This window comes from Blastococcus sp. HT6-4, assembly GCF_039679125.1.
GTDB classification, from domain to species: domain Bacteria; phylum Actinomycetota; class Actinomycetes; order Mycobacteriales; family Geodermatophilaceae; genus Blastococcus; species Blastococcus montanus.
Map to the genome: position 1 here is coordinate 3,865,795 of NZ_CP155551.1, position 16,382 is coordinate 3,882,176.

Here is a 16,382-nt window from a genome sequence, read left to right on the forward strand (position 1 = left end):
TCGGCCGGATCGGAGCGGGCCCGCGGCGGGAGCGGCCGCCGGAACGATGTCAGGACGGGAGGTCGCCGGTGAACCAGCACGACGACGGCGCACCCCCACCCGGTCCCACGGTGCTGCAGGACCGCGAGGAGGCGGTCGCCCACCGCCTCCGGGCTCTCTCGGGGCAGCTCGACACCGCCCCGGACCCGCAGTACCGGGCCCGGGCCCGGGCTCGCCTGGTCGCGATGACCGCGGTGCGCGGTCCGGCGCCCGCTCACCGCCCGCTGCGGGACCGGCTGCTCGCCGCCCGGGCGGCCGACCGCCCGCCCTCGCGCTGGCGCACCCGGCTCACCGCCGGGCTGGCCGGCGCCGCCGTCGGCGTGACCGGGCTGGCCGCGCTCGTCGCCGTCGCGGCGGGCGCCCAGCCCGGCGACCCGCTCTACGACCTCAAGCGCGGCACCGAGCAGACGCAGCTGGCGCTCGCCGGTGAGAGCCGCGGGCAGACCCTGCTGGAGCTGGCGCGCACGCGGCTCGCCGAGCTCGAGCGGCTGGACCCCGGCGGTGACGCCGGCCTGGCCCTGGCCACCCTGCGGGCGATGGACCGGCACACCCTGGAGGGCGCCGCCTGGCTCACGGAGCGGGCGGTCCAGGCGCGCGACGCCGGGGCCCTGGACGAGCTGCTGAACTGGGCGGCCACGCAGTCGGGACGGCTCCGCGCGCTCGGGGCGAACCTGCCGATGGGTGCCCGGCCGGCGTCGGACGACTCGGCGACCCTCCTGGACCAGGTCACCGTCCGCACCGACGGGCTGAGCGCGGCGCTGGGCTGCCGGTCCGGCCCGGTCGTCATCGGCGCCGACCGGCTGGGCCCGGTGCCCGGCGACTGCCCCGGGGACGCCGCGCCGTCCCCCGCGCCCGAGGAGCCCCCGGTGCCCGCCGTCCCCTCACCGGGAACCGACGGCCCGCCCCCGGCGGCGCCGCAGAGCCCGTCGGCGCCACCGACCACCGAAGGCCCTCCTCCGGCCGGTGCGCCGGGCGGCGCGCCGGGCCGCGCACCGGGCGGTGCCCCCAGCGATTCCCCCGGCTCCGGCGCACCGCCCCTCACCGGTGGACCCGCGCCGTGGGCGGTGCCGGAGGTGTCGGTTCCCGGCCGCGGCACCGGGACGCCGCCCGTGCCACCGGTGGTGGACGTCCCGGCGCCCGGGCCGCTGAGGCTCTGCCTGCCGCCGCTGGCCACCATCGGCGACTGCTGACCGGGACCTCGACCGCCACCCGGAACCGGTTAGGGTTCCGTGCACCGACCCTGACGCTCGGGGCGGAGCCAGCCAGGGAGGTCCCGTGCCGCGACTGCCGGTGCCCGGCCGCCGGGCCGCACGGTCCGGGGGGCGTCTCGACGAGGAGACGCGCGCGCACGTCGCCGGGGCGGCGTCGGCCGCGGCGGCAGATGTCGCGGCACCGGCGATGGTCCGTCCCGACCTCACCGGGGCGGCGTTCTTCGACGTCGACAACACCATGATGATGGGCGCGTCCCTGTTCTGGTTCGCTCGCGGGCTGGCCGCGCGGGAGTACTTCTCCAGCCGGGATCTCGCGCGCTTCGTCTGGCAGCAGGCGAAGTTCCGGATCGCCGGCAACGAGAGCGCCGACGACATGATCACCATCCGGGAGAACGCCCTGGCGTTCGTCGCCGGCCGCGAGGTCAGCGAGATCATGGAGGCCGGCGAGGAGATCTACGACGAGCTGATGGCCGACCGGATCTGGTCGGGCACTCGGGTGCTGGCGCAGCAGCACCTCGACGCCGGCCAGCGGGTGTGGCTGGTGACGGCCACCCCCGTGGAGCTCGCGTCGATCATCGCCCGGCGGCTGGGTCTGACCGGCGCCCTGGGGACCGTCGCCGAGGTCGTCGACGGCCGGTACACCGGCCGGCTGGTCGGTGAGCTCATGCACGGCCCGGCCAAGGCCGAGGCGGTGCTCGCCCTCGCCGAGCGGGAAGGGCTCGACCTCTCTCGCTGCACCGCCTACAGCGATTCGGCCAACGACCTGCCGATGCTCTCCCTCACCGGGACGGCGGTCGCGGTCAACCCCGACACCGAGCTGCGGGCGGCGGCACGGGCCCGCGGCTGGACCATCCGCGACTACCGCACCGGACGGAAAGCGGCACGGATCGGCGTCCCCACGATCGCCGCGGCCGCGCTGTCCGGCGGTCTCGTGGGCGGCGCGCTGGCCCTGCGGCGGCGCAACAAACTGCCCTGGTGGACCACCGAACCGATCGTCCCGGTCGCCGAACCGGGGCTGACGCTGCAGGCGCTTCAGGCGCCGAAGACGCTCTTCCGGCGCAGGAGCAGCTGGTAGAGCGAGTGCTGGATGGTCTCACGCACCTGATCGGTGAGGTTGAAGACCAGCATCGGGTCCTCGGCGGCGGCCGGGCCGTAGGACGCCGTCTCGATCGGCTCCCCGAAGGCGATGAGCCACTTCGACGGCAGCGGCACCAGGCCGAGCGGGCCCAGCAGCGGGAACGTCGGCGTGACCGGGAAGTAGGGCAGGCCGAGCAGCCGCGCGGCCGTCTTCGCGTTCCCGACCATCGGGTAGATCTCCTCGGCGCCCACGATCGCGCACGGGATGATCGGTGCCCCGGTCCGCAAGGCCGCCGAGACGAAGCCGCCGCGGCCGAACCGCTGCAGGGTGTACCGCTCGCGGAACGGCTTGCCGATGCCCTTGAAGCCCTCCGGGAAGACGCCGACCAGCTCGCCCTCGGTGAGCAGCCGCTCGGCGTCCTCGTTGCAGGCGAGCGTGGCGCCGAACTTGCGGGCCAGCGCGCCGACGACCGGGAGCTCGAACACGAGGTCGGCGCCGAGCAGGCGGAAGCGCCGGGCCGCGGGGTGCTCGTCGTGCAGCGCGACGGTCGTCATCAGCGCGTCGACGGGGATCGTGCCGGAGTGGTTCGCGACGACGAGCGCGCCCCTGTCGGCCGGCACGTTCTCCAGGCCGACGGTCTCCACGCGGAACCACTTCTGGAACAGCGGGCGGAGCGCCGGCAGCAGGACGTGGTCGGCGAGGTCCGGGTCGAACCCGAACTCGTCGGTGTCGTACTCACCGGTGAGCCGCCGCTGCAGGAACTGGAGCCCTCCGGCGAGCTGGTCCTCCCAGCCCGGCGCCGGCGGGGGCGGCACGAACTGGTCGTCGTCGTCCGGCCGCAGCGGGATCACGCGCGCCTCAGGCATCGCGCACCGCCCGGAGACCCGGGACCGGCGGAGCCGGCCGCAGCCAGCGCTCGACCGCCGTGGCGGTGCCGCCGACGTGGCCGAGCAGGGAGCGCAATCCGCCGGTGACGGAATGCACCGCTTCCGGAGCGACCACCGGCGAGACGGTACGGGCGTAGTCGGCCAGCGCCGCGGCCGTCGAGTACCGGGGGGTGTAGCCGAACTCCGTGCGCAGGACCGTGGTGTCCACGACCCGGCCGAAGTTGAGGAACCGCATCTGCTCCGGGGAGTAGTCGACGAAGCCGAACCGGCGCGAGAGCCGGCCGATCGAGCCGAGCGTCGGCGAGGGCAGCGGCACCTCGATCCGGCCGAGCCGGCGGATGGCCTGGGACAGCAGCAGGGTGCCCTGACCCCCCACGTTGACCGTGCCGACGAAGTCGCCGGTGGTGGCGCGGGTGAGGACCGCGAGGGCGTCGTCCTCGTGCAGGAGCTGCACGCGGGCGTCGTATCCCAGGGCGGTCGGGACCACCGGCATGCGCAGGAACCCGGTGAGCAGCGAGTCGATCCGCGGACCGATGAAGTTCGTGAAGCGCAGGACCGCGACGTCCACGTCGGGACGGCGGCGGCCGAACGAACGCACGTAGCCCTCGATGTCGACGCTGTCCTTCGCGAACCCGCCGGACGGCACCTGCCGCGCCTGCATCGCCTCGCTGAAGACCGCGGGATCGCGGGACGAGGCGCCGTAGACGGCGCTGGTCGACTTGAGGACGAACCGGCGCACCGACGACGCCCGCTGGCAGGCCGCCAGCAGCTGCATGGTGCCGATGACGTTGAGCTCCTTCATCGGCACCCGCCCACCGGACCCGGCGGGGGTCGAACTGATGTTCATGTGCACGACGGTGTCGACCGACGCCGCGGCGATGACCTTGCCTATCAACGGGTTGCGAATGTCGGCGCGCACGAACTCGGTGCGACCGAGCCGGCGCAGCATCGCCGGCGACGGCGGGACGGTGTCCACGCCGATGACCCGCTGGATGCTCGGGTCTGCTGCGAGCTCGGCCGCCAGCGCGCCACCCAGCCACCGGCTCACACCGGTGACGAGGACGACCGCGGGCGGCACGAGCGTCAGCTCACTTCTTGTTGCGACGCTGAACGCGCGTCTTCTTCAGCAGCTTGCGGTGCTTCTTCTTCGCCATCCGCTTGCGCCGCTTCTTGATGACCGAACCCACGTGGTGCTCCCGACGTCGTCACTACTCTGATCAGCTCGAATGCGACAGCGGGTCGCCCCCGGTGCCGCTCGGCGACCGAGCGTACCCGAGCCGCCCCGCGGCGATGCTGCCGCGGGCGGCCGGTACCGGGACGGGAGCGGGCTCAGGCGATGCCTCCGGCGCGACTCCGCGCGCCGGTCCGCTCCTCGCTCGTTCCTCGCTGCGATGCTCCCGACGCTGTCGTCACGCGATGTCGGTGTAGGCGTCTCGCAGGTAGTCCTGGACGGCGCGCTCCGGCACGCGGAAGGACCGGCCGACGCGCACGGCGGCGAGCTCGCCGGCGTGCACGAGGCGGTACACGGTCATCTTGGAGACGCGCATCATCGAGGCGACCTCGGCGACGGTCAGGAAGGCGACGGCGGCGCGAGGGGCCGGGACGGCCGGGCGGCCGATGGGCATGGCGGCGGGGTGCTGAGCCGGCACCGGGCGGGCCATCGCGGCGGCGTTCATCGGGCGACCCATCTGACGGGGCATGGGCATCCCCGGACGGACGACGGTGGCGGCAGCGTGGCGCTGGGGCATGGTCATGTCTTCGTCTCCGGTACCTAGCTCGTGTCGTGGCGCCGGCTTCCCCACCGGCAACTGAACACGCACGCGCTGGTACTGAGAGTAAGGGGACGCACGGGGCTGAAGCGATGGTTGAAACGAACAGGCGGACCGGTCCGTCCTAGGCAGAACTACACCTATGCAACACGGTGCACACCCGTTCCGGCGCGTGTAGCGACACGGTGAGCAAATAGTGACGCAGCGTCGACCACATTCGCCCCTGGGTGCACTACCGTGTTCGACCCTTGACGCTCAGTGGCCGTCGACCTGTCGACGACCGGGACCGCCCGGTGTCGACAGGTCGACCCCGCTCCGCGCGGACGACGTCGCGCCCGGACGTCGACGTCAGGACGTGTCGCGGCCCAGCTCCACCGAGCGGGCGTGCGCCGCCTCGATGGCGGCGATCAGGGCCGCACGCACCCCGTGCCGCTCCAGCTCCCGGACGGCGGCGATCGTCGTCCCGCCGGGACTGGTGACGGCCTCGCGGAGCTGGACCGGGTGCTCACCCGAGTCGCGCATCATGACCGCCGCGCCGAGCGCCGTCTGCACGATGAGGTCGGCGGCCAGCGCCCGCGGCAGGCCGAGCAGGATGCCCGCGTCGACCATGGCCTCGACCAGGAAGAAGAAGTACGCCGGGCCGCTGCCCGACAGCGCAGTCACCGCGTCCTGCTGCGACTCGGGCACCCGGCGCACCTGACCCACGGCCGCCAGCAGTGCCTCGGCCTCGTCCAGGTCCTCGTCCCCCGCGTGCGCGCCGGCGGAGAGCACGCTCATCCCCTCGTCCACCAGCGCCGGGGTGTTCGGCATGACCCGGACCACCGGGACGCCCGCCGGCAGGGCCGCCTCGATCCGTGCCGTCGGCACCCCGGCGGCCACCGAGACCACGAGGTGGCCGTGGTCCACGTGCCCGGCCACGAGCCCGAGGAGCGTGTCGATGTCCTGAGGCTTGACCGCGAGGAGCAGGACGCGGGCCCGGGCGGCCGCGTCGGCCAGCCCCACCGTCGGCACCCCGTAGCGCTCGGTCAGCTGCGCGGCACGTTCCGGGCTCCGTTCGACCACCAGGATGCCGTCGGCTCCCCCGCGCCGCACCAGCCCCGACAGCAGCGCCTCGCCGATCTTCCCGCCGCCGATGATCGCCAGCCCGCGGCGGCCGGTCGCGGTCACGACGGGCTCCCCTCGACGGGCGCCGGCAGACGGACGGCGTGGCCGGCGGCCAGCACGCGGTGCTGGTCCTCGGTCGGTTCTCCCCAGGGCATGACGTGCTCCCAGCTGTCGGGCGTCCGGCCGTTCCAGGCCGGGCGCGCACCGGTGATGGCGATCTGTCGTGGATCGACGGCCGTGCCGGCGGGCACCCCGCCACCGGCCATCAGGACGCTCAGGCAGCGCACGAGGAGCAGCTCCCCACGCGTCCCCCGGCGGTCCGGACGGCGTCCTCCGCTCCGGACCCCGGGCGCGCGGGCCGGCCGGGCAGCCGACGGGAGCGCGGACGGACGGGCACGCCCGAAACCGTAGTGCGCGGGCGTGTGCCCGCTCCGGGGGCCGGGTAGCGCCGCCCACATGGCAGGAGAACTGAACGGGATGAGGGTGGCCGTGCTGGCCACCGACGGTGTGGAGCAGGTCGAGCTGGACCGGCCCTGGCAGGCCCTCGAGGACGCCGGCGCCGAACCGGAGCTGGTGTCGTTCAGCACGGGGACCATCACCGCCTACGAGCACATCGACAAGGGGGAGCGCCGCACGGTCGACACCGACCTGGGATCGGCCGATCCGGACGACTACGCGGCGCTGGTGCTGCCCGGCGGCGTGATCAACGGCGACTTCGTCCGCGCCGACGCCGACGCGGTGACCTTCGTGAAGGCGTTCTTCGACGCCGGCAAGCCGGTGGCCGCGATCTGCCACGCCCCCTGGGTCCTGATCGAGGCCGGCGTCGTCCGCGGTCGCCGCATGACGTCGTGGCCCTCGCTGCAGACCGATCTGCGCAACGCCGGCGCCGACTGGGTGGACGAGGAGGTCGTCGTCGACGGGACGCTGATCACCAGCCGCAAGCCCGACGACCTCGACGCGTTCGGCGCCGCGATCGTCGAGGAGTTCGCCGCGTCACGGGATGAGGAGACCGCCGACGCCTGACCGCTCCGGCCGGTCAGGAGGCGGCGAGCAGCCCGGCCGCCGGGGCGATGGTGAGCAGGGTGCCGGCGAACACGAGGACGGCGAGCATCCGCGCGCCGACCGGCTCGGCACCCTGCCGCTGGCGCCACAGGTTGACCCCGCCCACCAGGCCGGTGACGGCGAGCGGCGCCAGGAGGACCGCCAGGTACGGGACGATCTCCCAGATCACGGTGGCCGCGAAGTAGATCCCCACCCCGGCCGCCAGCGCGATCGCCAGCTCGCCCGCGAAGCGCAACCAGGCCAGTGCGCTCTCGCGCGGCGTGCTGTCGGCGTCGACGTCCCCGGCCCGGACCACCGGGATCGGGCCCGTCGAGGGGTTCCCGGCGCGGTCGTCGGCGGCGGTGCTCCCGGCCGCGCGTGCGGTGACCCGCTGCGCTCCGGCGGCCGTGTCGTCCGGGCGCCGCAGCGAGGGCACCGGCTGCGAGAGCTGCGGGACCCCGGGCTTGCGGTCCGGCCGCAGGCCCGGGATGGCGGCCGTGACCGGGTCGGCCGCGGCGGGGCGCCTGGGTGACCGGGGCGCGCGGGCGGGCGCCGGGTCGGACGCCTGCTGGTCACTTCGCCGCCGGCCGTACCCGGCCCGCTCGGAGGCGGCGGTGTCGTCGGCGCGGCGCTGCCGGATGCCGGTGTCGTCGTCGTCGACACGGCGGCGGCGGGCGGTGCGGGCCGCGGACTCGATGCCGGCCTCACGGAGGATCTCGGCCAGCGAGCGCCCCCCGGTGTCCGGGTTCCAGTCCGGTTCGGCCATCACGCCCCTCCCAACGAGTCCAGCCTGCGCAGGATGACACCTTCGCGCAGGGCCCACGGGCAGATCCGCACGCACCGTACGTCGAGCGCACGCAGAGTTGCGGCAGCGACAACCGCTCCCGCGGGAACCTGGTGCGCACGATCGGGCGAGACGCCCGGCAGTTCGGCCAGCGCGTCGGACTCGATCCGCGACACGAAGCCCACCAGCTGACCGAGGCCCGTCGCGGTCAGCTCCCGCGGCGTCCGCAGCCCCGCCGACGACGGCGCGGCGCCGGCGAGCCGGGCGAGGGTCCGGAAGGTCTTGCTGGTGGCGACCACCAGGTCCGGGGGGCCGACCGCGGCGATCTTCTCGGCAGCCGGCGCGAGCAGGTCGTCGGCGTGCCCGGCGAGCGCGTCGAGCGCCGCCAGGTCGGGGCGCCCGCCGGCACGGGCCGCGGGGAGGTAGCGCCGGGTCATGCGACCGGCGCCCAGCGGGAGCGACAGCGCGACGTCGGGGTCCTCGTCGATGCCGGCGGCCAGCTCCAGCGATCCGCCGCCGATGTCGAGCACCAGCAGCCGGCCGGCGCTCCAGCCGAACCAGCGCCGGACGGCGAGGAAGGTCAGCCGCGCCTCGTCCTCCCCGCTGAGCACCTGCATGTCGACGCCGGTGCGCACGCGGATCCGGTCGAGCACCTCGAGCCCGTTGGCCGCCTCGCGGATCGCGGAGGTGACCAGGGCCATGAACTCGTCGCAGTTCTGCCTCTCGGCCTGCTCGCAGGCGTTCTGCACCGCGCGCAGCAACGCCTTCTCCCCCGCCTTGGAGAGGACGTCGTCGGGCCCGACGTGCTCGGCCAGGCGCAGCACCGACTTGTCGTCGTGCATCGGGGTGGGGTGCGCCCCGCGGTGCGCGTCCACGACCAGCAGGTGCACCGTGTTCGATCCGACGTCCAGTACCCCGAGGCGCATGGGGCCGATTCTGCCGGTCACCGTCGGCCTAGGCTGGGCCGGTGCGGAACGAGCCCCCCGAGGAGGTCGGCGCGGACTTCGCCCGGGAGTGGGTGGAGTTCCCCGATCCCGCCGATCCCGGGCACGTGGTGCGGGCCGATCTCACCTGGCTGACCTCGGCCTGGACCTGTGTCTTCGGGCGGGGGTGCGCCGGCGTCGTCGAAGGCCGCCCCGACGACGGCTGCTGCAGCCACGGGGCGTTCTTCACCGACGAGGACGACCTGGCGCGCGTGACCGCCGCGGTCGCGGAGCTGACCGACGAGGACTGGCAGCTCGCGCCCGCCGGGCGCGGCGCGTGGACCGAGGAGGACGACGCCGAGGACGCCCCCACCGACGGCGCCGAGGCCGTGCGGTCGCTGCGCACCCGGGTCGTCGACGGGGCGTGCGTGTTCCTCAACCGGCCCGGCTTCGCCGGCGGCAGCGGCTGCGCCCTGCACGGCATGGCCGTGCGCACCGGCCTGCACCCCCTCACGACCAAGCCGGACGTCTGCTGGCAGCTGCCGGTGCGGCGGGAGCAGGAGCACGTCGACCGGCCCGACGGCACCCAGGTGCTGATGTCGACCGTCGGGGAGTTCGACCGGCGGGGCTGGGGGCCCGGGGGTCACGACCTGCACTGGTGGTGCACCGGCTCGCCCACGGCGCACGTCTCCCCCGAGCCGCTCGTGCTCACCTACGCCGCGGAGCTGACCGCGCTCCTCGGCGCCCCGGCCTACGCCGAGCTACGCCGGCTGACCGAGGCCCGCCTCGACCAGGGGCTGGTCGCCCCCCATCCCGCCAGCCCGGAGCTCCCGGCCCGCCGGGGGCCGGTGCCCGTCGAGGTGCACCGGCGTCGTCCCGGCGTCTGAACGACCGCCGGCCCGGAAGGTCTGCCGGTAGGCCCGCGGGGACACCCCGCGCCGCCGGCCGAACTGCTCCCGGAGACCGGCCGCGGTGCCGAAACCGACCAGTCTGGCGATCTCCTCGACCGGGGCGTCGCTGTTCTCCAGCAGTTCCTCCGCTGCGGCCAGCCGCTGGCCCAGCAGCCAGGCGTGCGGTGTCGTGCCGGTGGTCGCCTTGAACCGGCGGGCGAAGGTGCGCGAGCTCATGAGGGCACGGCGGGCGAGGTCGTCGACGCTAATGTCCTCGCCGAGATGGGCGGCCGCCCAGGCCAGGGCCACGCCCAGCAGGTCGTCCTGGCAGGCCGGCACCGGGGCGTCGATGAACTGCGCCTGGCCGCCGTCGCGGTGCGGCGGGACGACCATCTCGCGGGCGAGCGCGTTCGCCGCCGCCGCGCCCCACTCCCGGCGGAGCAGGTGCAACAGGGCGTCCACGCCGGCGGCGGTGCCGGCCCCGGTGATGATGCTGCCGTTGTCGACGTAGAGCACCGCCGGGTCCACGTCGAGCGCCGGGTACCGCGCGGCCAGCTCGCCGGCGTACTTCCAGTGGGTCGTGACCCGCTTGCCGTCCAGCAGCCCGGTCTCGGCGAGCACGAACGCGCCCGTGCAGTGGCTGACCAGGACCGCGCCCCTGGCATGGGCCGCCCGCAGCGCGTCGAGCAGCGGCCCGGCCGGCGCCTCGTCGAACAGCTCCCAGGCGGTGATCAGCACGATGTCGGAGCGGTCGAGGCGGTCCAGCCCGTGCTCCACGGTGACCGGGATGCCGGTGTCGGTGCGCAGCACCCCCGGCCGCTCGGTGACCAGCGCGAAGTCGAACCGCGGCAGCCCGAGGTGGCGGCGGTCGTAGCCGAACACCTCGGCGGCGACGCCGAGGCCGAAGCTGCCGATCTGGCCGTCGGCGACGACGACGCTGACCACGACGGGACGCTCGCTGCCGGTCATGGGCACACTATGGCAGAAAAGATGCGGTGACGGTCGGTCCGGCCACTCGTCCCGGCGACCCGTCCGGCGCAGGCTCGCCACATGCTGCTGATCACCTGCCCCGTGACCCGGTCCGACGAGCTGGTCGCCGACCGGCGGATCCGGTCGGCCACCAACCACCCGACGCACATCGCCCTGCACGTGGAGTGCCCGGCCTGCCAGGGGGTGCACGTCTACCGCACCGGTCGCCGCTGGGACGCCGTCCGGGAGGCCCGGGCGACAACTCCCGCTCGGGAGGCGAAGCACCTGGCTCACGCCTAGCATCGAACACATGAGCGAAGCCAACTCCGCGGACCAGACCACCGAGAAGGACCCCGACACCTGGGTCACCGGCGACGAGCCGGCCACCGGCGCGCAGAAGAGCTATCTCGAGACCCTCGCCCGGGGCACCGACGAGGAGGTCCCCGAGGATCTCTCGAAGGCCGACGCCTCGAAGAAGATCGACGAGCTCAAGAACGACTGACGGCTGCCGTCAGGCCCTACCCCTGAGCCCGACTCCGCGCCCCGGTCCGCTCCTCGCTCGTTCCTCGCTGCGATGCTCCCGTGGCTGTCGTCAGGCCCTACGCCTCGAGCTTGTAGCCCAGACCCCGCACCGTCAGCAGGTACTTCGGGTTCGCGGGGTCGGGCTCCACCTTCGCGCGCAGCCGCTTCACGTGGACGTCGAGGGTCTTCGTGTCGCCGACGTAGTCCGAGCCCCAGACACGGTCGATCAGCTGCGCCCGGGTGAGCACCCGGCCGGCGTTGCGGAGCAGGAACTCCAGCAGGTCGAACTCCTTGAGCGGGAGCGACACCTGCTCGCCGTCCACCGCGACCACGTGCCGCTCCACGTCCATCCGGACCGGCCCCGCCACGAGCACGCCGTCCGAGGATGCCGCCTCGGCCGCCTCGCCGCGCCGCCGCAGCACCGCACGGATGCGGGCGACGAGCTCACGCGCCGAGTAGGGCTTCGTGACGTAGTCGTCGGCTCCCAGCTCCAGGCCGACGACCTTGTCGATCTCGGAGTCCTTCGCGGTGAGCATGATGATCGGGACGTTGCCCCGGGCCCGGAGCGCCCGGCACACCTCCGTGCCCGGCAGTCCGGGCAGCATCAGGTCGAGGAGCACGATGTCGGCCCCGTCGCGGTCGTACTCGGCCAGCGCGTCGGGGCCGTTGGCGGCCACGACGGTGTCGAAGCCCTCCCGCCGCAGCATGTAGGACAACGCGTCGGAGAAGGACTCCTCGTCCTCGACGACCAGCACACGGCTCATGAACGCTCGTTCTCCAGACTCAGGGGGGTGGCGACGACAGGAGTTCCGGCCGCCGGATGATCGGCAGGGCCGGCGAGCGGGATGCGCAGGGTGAAGGTCGACCCCAGCCCCTCCTCGCTCCACACGGTCACCGAGCCACCGTGGTTGCTCGCGACGTGCTTGACGATGGCCAGCCCGAGGCCGGTGCCACCGGTACTGCTGGCCCGGGACTGGTCCACGCGGTAGAACCGCTCGAACACCCGGTGCCGGTCCGCGCGCGGGATGCCGATGCCGCTGTCGGTCACGGCGATCTCGGCGAAGCCCGAACGGGCGCGGGCCGCGACGGCCACCCGGCTCTTGCCGGTGCTGTAGGCCACCGCGTTGGCCAGCAGGTTCGTCACGGCGGTGACCAACTGGCTCTCCACCCCGCGCACCACCAGCCCGGGCTGCCCGCCCACGACGATGTCGAGCTCCCGGGCCCGGGCCGCGGTGCGCGTCCGGTCGACCGCCTCGGCCAGCACCCGGTCCACGTCCACCGGCACCAGGTCCGGCAGGGGCTCACCGCCCTGGAGCCGCGACAGGTCGATCAGCTCGCGCACCAGCCGGGCGAGCCGGTCGGCCTCGTGGGCGATCCGGGCCGCGAACCGCTGCACCGCCTCCGGGTCGTCGGCGGCGCCCTCGATGGCCTCGGCCAGCAGGGCCAGCGCACCCACCGGCGTCTTCAGCTCGTGGCCGACGTTCGCGACGAAGTCCCGGCGGACCGCCTCGACCCGCCGGGCCTCGGTGACGTCCTGCAGCACCAGCGCGACCGGTCCGGCCGGGCGCGCCGTGCCGCTGTCGAGCCGGACGCCGTGGACCCCGACCAGGCGGGGACCGGAACCGACGAGGTCGCCGGGCAGGCGGACGTCCCCACGGCGACTGCCGCCGGTCCGGGCCGCGCGCGAGAGCGCGAGCAGCTCCGGGACGAGCAGTCGGGTCCCCCGCACGATGCCGAGCGCCCGGGCCGCCGGGTTGGCCAGGATCACCGCGTCGTCGGCGTCGACCACCACGATCGCCGGGTCCATGAGGTCGAACAGCCGCCGGGCCAGAGCCGCCTCGGGCAGCGGGACGGCCGCCCCGTCGGAGGACTGCCCAAAATCGGAACGGGAGCGGAGAATGACCGTGGCGGCCACCACCCCACCCAGGAGGAGGCCGACCACCAGGGCGACCAGTGGACTCACGCTCACGATGCTAGGTCCGGGAACACCAGTGAACAGCGATCCGGAAGAGGTTCACCGCTCGAACGAGCCACTGTTCACCACAGCGTGGGCAGTCGTTCACCGGGCGGCGGCCGGGCCAGCCCCGGGCACGCCTACTGTCGGCCGAGGATCACGACGAGAGGACGACCGTGCGGGACAGCTACCGCGAGGAGCTCGACGACATCAACGACTGCCTGGTGGCCATGGCCAACTCGGTGGGGTCGGCGATGGGTACCGCGACGACCGCGTTGCTCGACGCCGACGTCGCCCTGGCCGACCTGGTGATCGCCGGCGACGAGGAGATCGACGCCACCCGGGAGAGCATCGAACAGCGCTGCTTCACCCTCCTGGCCCGGCAGCAGCCGGTCGCCTTCGACCTGCGCATCATCACCACCGCGATGCGGATCGTCAGCGACCTCGAGCGCATGGGTGACCTCGCCGAGCACATCGCGAAGGTCGCCCGGATGCGGTTCCCCGACCACGCCGTGCCGCAGGACGTCCGCCCCGCGTTCCTCGAGGCCGGTCAGGTCGCCGAGCTGCTCATCACCAAGGCGGCGACGGTGATCGCCAAGCGCGACCTCGACGCCGCTCGTGAGCTCGAGACCGACGACGACGCCATGGACCGGATCCACCGCGGCCTGTTCCGGCAGCTGCTGTCGGAGGAGTGGCCGCACGGCGTCGAGACGGCGATCGACATCACGCTGCTCGGCCGCTACTACGAGCGGTTCGCCGACCACGCCGTCAGCGTCGCCCGTCGCGTCGTCTACCTGGTCACCGGCGAGCGCTACGCGGCCTGAAGCCGTGACGTCGTCGTCCGCCGGACGGCGACGTCACGGCTCTGACACCGTCACCCTCCGGGCGACACCGCGGCCAGGTGCCGTTCCCCTGCTGAGCCGAGCCCGTCCCCACCCGCTCCTCGGGTACCCTCCGGGCCCCGCTCGTCGCGGGGCCACGCAGGGCGGCCGTCACACTGTCGTCCTCCGGACGACGACCGCGGCCAGGTGCCGTCCCCCGGCCGCGGTGAGCCGCTGCATCGCACCTGCGCGGACCCCTCCGGGGCCCACTCGGCGCGATCGAGCTGCTACTTCTTGCCCTGGTTCTTGACGGCCTCGATGGCGGCTGCGGCCGCGTCGGGGTCGAGGTACTCCCCGCCCGGCTTCACCGGGCGCAGGTCGGCGTCGAGGTCGTAGCGCAGCGGGACACCCGTCGGGATGTTCAGCCCGACGACCTCGTCGGCGCCCATGCCGTCGAGGTGCTTCACCAGGGCGCGCAGGCTGTTGCCGTGCGCGGCGACCAGGACGGTCTGCCCCAGGCGCAGGTCCGGCACGATCGCGTCGTACCAGTAGGGGAGCATCCGCACGACGACGTCGGCGAGGCACTCGGTCGCCGGCCGCGCCTCCGGCGGCAGGAAGGAGTAGCGGGCGTCGCCGTCCTGCGAGTACTCGCTGCCCGGCTTGATCGGCGGCGGGGGCGTGTCGTAGGAGCGGCGCCAGGTCATGAACTGCTCCTCGCCGTACTCGGCGAGCGTCGCGGCCTTGTCCTTGCCCTGCAGCGCGCCGTAGTGCCGCTCGTTGAGCCGCCAGGAGCGCTTCACCGGGATCCACTGCCGGTCGGCCTCGTGCAGCGCCAGCTCGGCGGTCATGATCGCCCGGCGGAGCAGGGAGGTGTGCGAGACGTCGGGCAGCAGTCCGTGCTCGGCCATGAGCCGCCCGCCGCGCGCCGCCTCCTCACGCCCCTTGTCCGTGAGCGGTACATCCACCCAGCCGGTGAAGAGATTGGCCTTGTTCCACTCGCTCTCGCCGTGGCGGAGCAGCACCAGCGTTCCCGGGGAGGTCGTCACGGCGATCATCCTGCCCGACGCCACCGGTACGGGCAGCAGCGCCGTCGGACAGCGTCCGCGAGCCCGACCCGTGCCGTCAGGCGAAGGCGAGCTCGCGATCCCCGTCCCGGGTGGCCCGGACCGCGGCCGCCACGACCTGCGCGGCCTCGCGCAGCTGCTCGTCGGTGTGCGTCGCCATCACCGTCAGGCGCAGCACGCCCTTGCCGCGCGGGACCGCCGGGTAGGCCACGGCATTGGTGTAGACGCCGGCGTCGAAGCTGGCCCGCCACGCGGCCGCGGTGACGTCCTCGCTGCCCGTCGGGACGGCCAGGACGGCCCCGCGCCCCGGCACCGGGTCGGCTCCGGCAGCCGCCAGCTCGCGGCGCAGCAGCTCGCCGTTGTGCTGGAGCCGGAGCAGCCGCTCGGGCTCGGCGCGCAGGATCCGCAGGGCGGTGAGCGCGGCGGCGACCGACGCCGGGTCGTTGGCGGCGCTGAACACGTAGGGCATGGCGCCCGCGCGGATGCCGTCGGCGACCGCGCGCGAGGTCAGCACCGCCCCGCCGACGCTGGCCAGTGACTTGCTGAGGGCGACGGTCACCGCGTCGACCCGGTCGAGGACGCCCACCTGCTCGGCGGCGCCCCGCCCGGTCGCCCCGAGGACGCCCAGGCCGTGGGCCTCGTCGACGACCAGACGCACCCCGTACCGCTCGCAGAGCGCGACGATCCCGGCCAGCGGCGCCAGCTCCCCGGTCATCGAGTAGACGCCGTCGACGACGACGATCCCGCCCGCGCGGGGGTCGAGGGCGGCGAGGCGCGCCTCCAGCGAGCCGAGGTCGTTGTGCCGCCAGCGCACCACCGTGCCGCGGCTGGCCGCGGCGGCCGCATGCAGGCTGGCGTGCACGTGGGCGTCGACCAGCAGGACGTCGTCCGGCCCGCAGGCCGCCGAGAGCAGCGCCAGGTTCGCGTTGACCCCGGACGAGGTGAGGACGGCGGCCTCGGTCCCGTAGTGGTCGGCCAGCTCCTCCTCCAGCGCGAGGTGCAGGGCCGAGGTGCCGTTGAGCACCCGGCTGCCCGAGGCGCTCGTGCCGTACCGGTGCAGCGCGGCTTCCGCGGCCTCGATCACCCGCGGGTCGCCGGCCAGCCCGAGGTAGTTGCCGGTGCCGAGGTTGATCCGCGCCCGGCCGTCGGCGTAGGTGGTGACCGGCAGCGGCGCCCCGGCGGTGGGGACCGCGTGGGTGGCCCGATCGGTGCTGAGGTGCTGGCGCAGCATGGCGGCGAGCGGGTTGTGCAGCAGGGGCGCGAACGGGTCGCGCCGCCGCGCGCTCGCGCTGTCGACGTACTCGGGCACGGGAGGCTCCCTCCGGA

Annotated in this window: 19 protein-coding genes and 1 pseudogene; 7 read left to right on the forward strand and 13 right to left on the reverse strand. The window is 74.4% G+C overall.

The features are described from left to right. Positions 1 to 68: 68 nt before the first annotated feature. Both ABDB74_RS18485 and ABDB74_RS18490 read left to right on the forward strand, forming a co-directional pair. The gene (locus ABDB74_RS18485; RefSeq protein WP_346620206.1) at positions 69 to 1,229 is read left to right on the forward strand and encodes a DUF5667 domain-containing protein; all 1,161 of its coding nucleotides are present in this window, start codon (positions 69 to 71) and stop codon (positions 1,227 to 1,229) included. A gap of 85 nt (positions 1,230 to 1,314) precedes the next feature. Beyond that, positions 1,315 to 2,325 (forward strand): HAD-IB family hydrolase, encoded by a 1,011-nt coding sequence (locus ABDB74_RS18490; RefSeq protein WP_346620207.1) that lies wholly within the window; start codon positions 1,315 to 1,317, stop codon positions 2,323 to 2,325. Here ABDB74_RS18490 and ABDB74_RS18495 read toward each other — a convergent pair. The 6 genes from ABDB74_RS18495 to ABDB74_RS18520 form a co-directional block, all read right to left on the reverse strand. Beyond that, complete coding sequence (locus tag ABDB74_RS18495) at positions 2,283 to 3,194, reverse strand: lysophospholipid acyltransferase family protein (RefSeq protein ID WP_346620208.1); 912 nt, start codon at positions 3,192 to 3,194, stop codon at positions 2,283 to 2,285. The genes ABDB74_RS18490 and ABDB74_RS18495 overlap by 43 nt on opposite strands. After that, complete coding sequence (locus ABDB74_RS18500; protein WP_346620209.1) at positions 3,187 to 4,293, reverse strand: NAD-dependent epimerase/dehydratase family protein; 1,107 nt, start codon at positions 4,291 to 4,293, stop codon at positions 3,187 to 3,189. Before ABDB74_RS18500 ends, ABDB74_RS18495 begins: the two co-directional genes overlap by 8 nt. A gap of 10 nt (positions 4,294 to 4,303) precedes the next feature. Beyond that, positions 4,304 to 4,402, reverse strand: a complete 99-nt coding sequence (locus ABDB74_RS18505; protein ID WP_012854759.1) for a 30S ribosomal protein bS22 — start codon at positions 4,400 to 4,402, stop codon at positions 4,304 to 4,306. A gap of 222 nt (positions 4,403 to 4,624) precedes the next feature. Further along, a complete protein-coding gene (locus tag ABDB74_RS20760) occupies positions 4,625 to 4,840 on the reverse strand; it encodes a helix-turn-helix domain-containing protein (RefSeq protein ID WP_407062180.1) in 216 nt (71 codons plus the stop codon). A gap of 492 nt (positions 4,841 to 5,332) precedes the next feature. Beyond that, the gene (gene proC, locus ABDB74_RS18515; protein WP_346620211.1) at positions 5,333 to 6,151 is read right to left on the reverse strand and encodes a pyrroline-5-carboxylate reductase; all 819 of its coding nucleotides are present in this window, start codon (positions 6,149 to 6,151) and stop codon (positions 5,333 to 5,335) included. After that, positions 6,148 to 6,375, reverse strand: coding sequence for a hypothetical protein (locus ABDB74_RS18520; RefSeq protein ID WP_346620212.1), 228 nt, complete (start codon positions 6,373 to 6,375; stop codon positions 6,148 to 6,150). Before ABDB74_RS18520 ends, proC begins: the two co-directional genes overlap by 4 nt. 169 nt (positions 6,376 to 6,544) lie before the next feature. Here ABDB74_RS18520 and ABDB74_RS18525 point away from each other — a divergent pair, with 169 nt between their 5' ends. After that, a complete protein-coding gene (locus tag ABDB74_RS18525) occupies positions 6,545 to 7,111 on the forward strand; it encodes a type 1 glutamine amidotransferase domain-containing protein (RefSeq protein WP_346620213.1) in 567 nt (188 codons plus the stop codon). Positions 7,112 to 7,124: 13 nt separating this feature from the next. Here the strand turns inward: ABDB74_RS18525 and ABDB74_RS18530 are convergent, their stop codons facing one another. Next, positions 7,125 to 7,895 carry a hypothetical protein gene (locus tag ABDB74_RS18530; RefSeq protein ID WP_346620214.1) on the reverse strand — a complete coding sequence of 257 codons (771 nt, stop codon included), beginning with the start codon at positions 7,893 to 7,895 and terminating at the stop codon, positions 7,125 to 7,127. Further along, positions 7,895 to 8,839: a hypothetical protein gene (locus ABDB74_RS18535; RefSeq protein ID WP_346620215.1), complete on the reverse strand. Its 945-nt coding sequence runs from the start codon at positions 8,837 to 8,839 to the stop codon at positions 7,895 to 7,897. The genes ABDB74_RS18530 and ABDB74_RS18535 overlap by 1 nt, the downstream gene beginning before the upstream one ends. Positions 8,840 to 8,880: 41 nt before the next feature. Here ABDB74_RS18535 and ABDB74_RS18540 point away from each other — a divergent pair, with 41 nt between their 5' ends. Beyond that, positions 8,881 to 9,723, forward strand: coding sequence for a hypothetical protein (locus ABDB74_RS18540; protein WP_346620216.1), 843 nt, complete (start codon positions 8,881 to 8,883; stop codon positions 9,721 to 9,723). 33 nt (positions 9,724 to 9,756) lie between these two features. Here the strand turns inward: ABDB74_RS18540 and ABDB74_RS18545 are convergent. After that, positions 9,757 to 10,695: pseudogene (locus ABDB74_RS18545) on the reverse strand (helix-turn-helix domain-containing protein); the annotation flags it as partial. An 81-nt stretch (positions 10,696 to 10,776) separates the two neighbouring features. On the opposite strand from ABDB74_RS18545, the gene ABDB74_RS18550 reads away from it, so the two are divergent. Both ABDB74_RS18550 and ABDB74_RS18555 read left to right on the forward strand, forming a co-directional pair. Further along, the gene (locus ABDB74_RS18550; protein ID WP_346620217.1) at positions 10,777 to 10,995 is read left to right on the forward strand and encodes a hypothetical protein; all 219 of its coding nucleotides are present in this window, start codon (positions 10,777 to 10,779) and stop codon (positions 10,993 to 10,995) included. A 10-nt stretch (positions 10,996 to 11,005) separates the two neighbouring features. Beyond that, on the forward strand, positions 11,006 to 11,197 hold the full coding sequence (locus ABDB74_RS18555) for a DUF3072 domain-containing protein (protein WP_346620218.1): 192 nt from the start codon (positions 11,006 to 11,008) through the stop codon (positions 11,195 to 11,197). Positions 11,198 to 11,294: 97 nt separating this feature from the next. Here ABDB74_RS18555 and ABDB74_RS18560 read toward each other — a convergent pair whose 3' ends face one another. Then, the gene (locus ABDB74_RS18560) at positions 11,295 to 11,981 is read right to left on the reverse strand and encodes a response regulator transcription factor (RefSeq protein WP_346620219.1); all 687 of its coding nucleotides are present in this window, start codon (positions 11,979 to 11,981) and stop codon (positions 11,295 to 11,297) included. Beyond that, positions 11,978 to 13,180: an ATP-binding protein gene (locus tag ABDB74_RS18565; RefSeq protein WP_346620220.1), complete on the reverse strand. Its 1,203-nt coding sequence runs from the start codon at positions 13,178 to 13,180 to the stop codon at positions 11,978 to 11,980. The genes ABDB74_RS18560 and ABDB74_RS18565 overlap by 4 nt, the downstream gene beginning before the upstream one ends. Positions 13,181 to 13,347: 167 nt before the next feature. On the opposite strand from ABDB74_RS18565, the gene phoU reads away from it, so the two are divergent. Next, entirely contained in the window at positions 13,348 to 13,995 is a 648-nt protein-coding gene (gene phoU / locus ABDB74_RS18570; RefSeq protein WP_346620221.1) for a phosphate signaling complex protein PhoU, read from the forward strand. Positions 13,996 to 14,279: 284 nt separating this feature from the next. Here phoU and ABDB74_RS18575 read toward each other — a convergent pair whose 3' ends face one another. Together ABDB74_RS18575 and ABDB74_RS18580 are read right to left on the reverse strand one after the other, a co-directional pair. Continuing rightward, a complete protein-coding gene (locus ABDB74_RS18575; RefSeq protein WP_346620222.1) occupies positions 14,280 to 15,038 on the reverse strand; it encodes a phosphoglyceromutase in 759 nt (252 codons plus the stop codon). A 76-nt stretch (positions 15,039 to 15,114) separates the two neighbouring features. Continuing rightward, on the reverse strand, positions 15,115 to 16,365 hold the full coding sequence (locus ABDB74_RS18580; protein WP_346620223.1) for an aminotransferase class I/II-fold pyridoxal phosphate-dependent enzyme: 1,251 nt from the start codon (positions 16,363 to 16,365) through the stop codon (positions 15,115 to 15,117). Between the last annotated feature and the right edge of the window lie 17 nt (positions 16,366 to 16,382).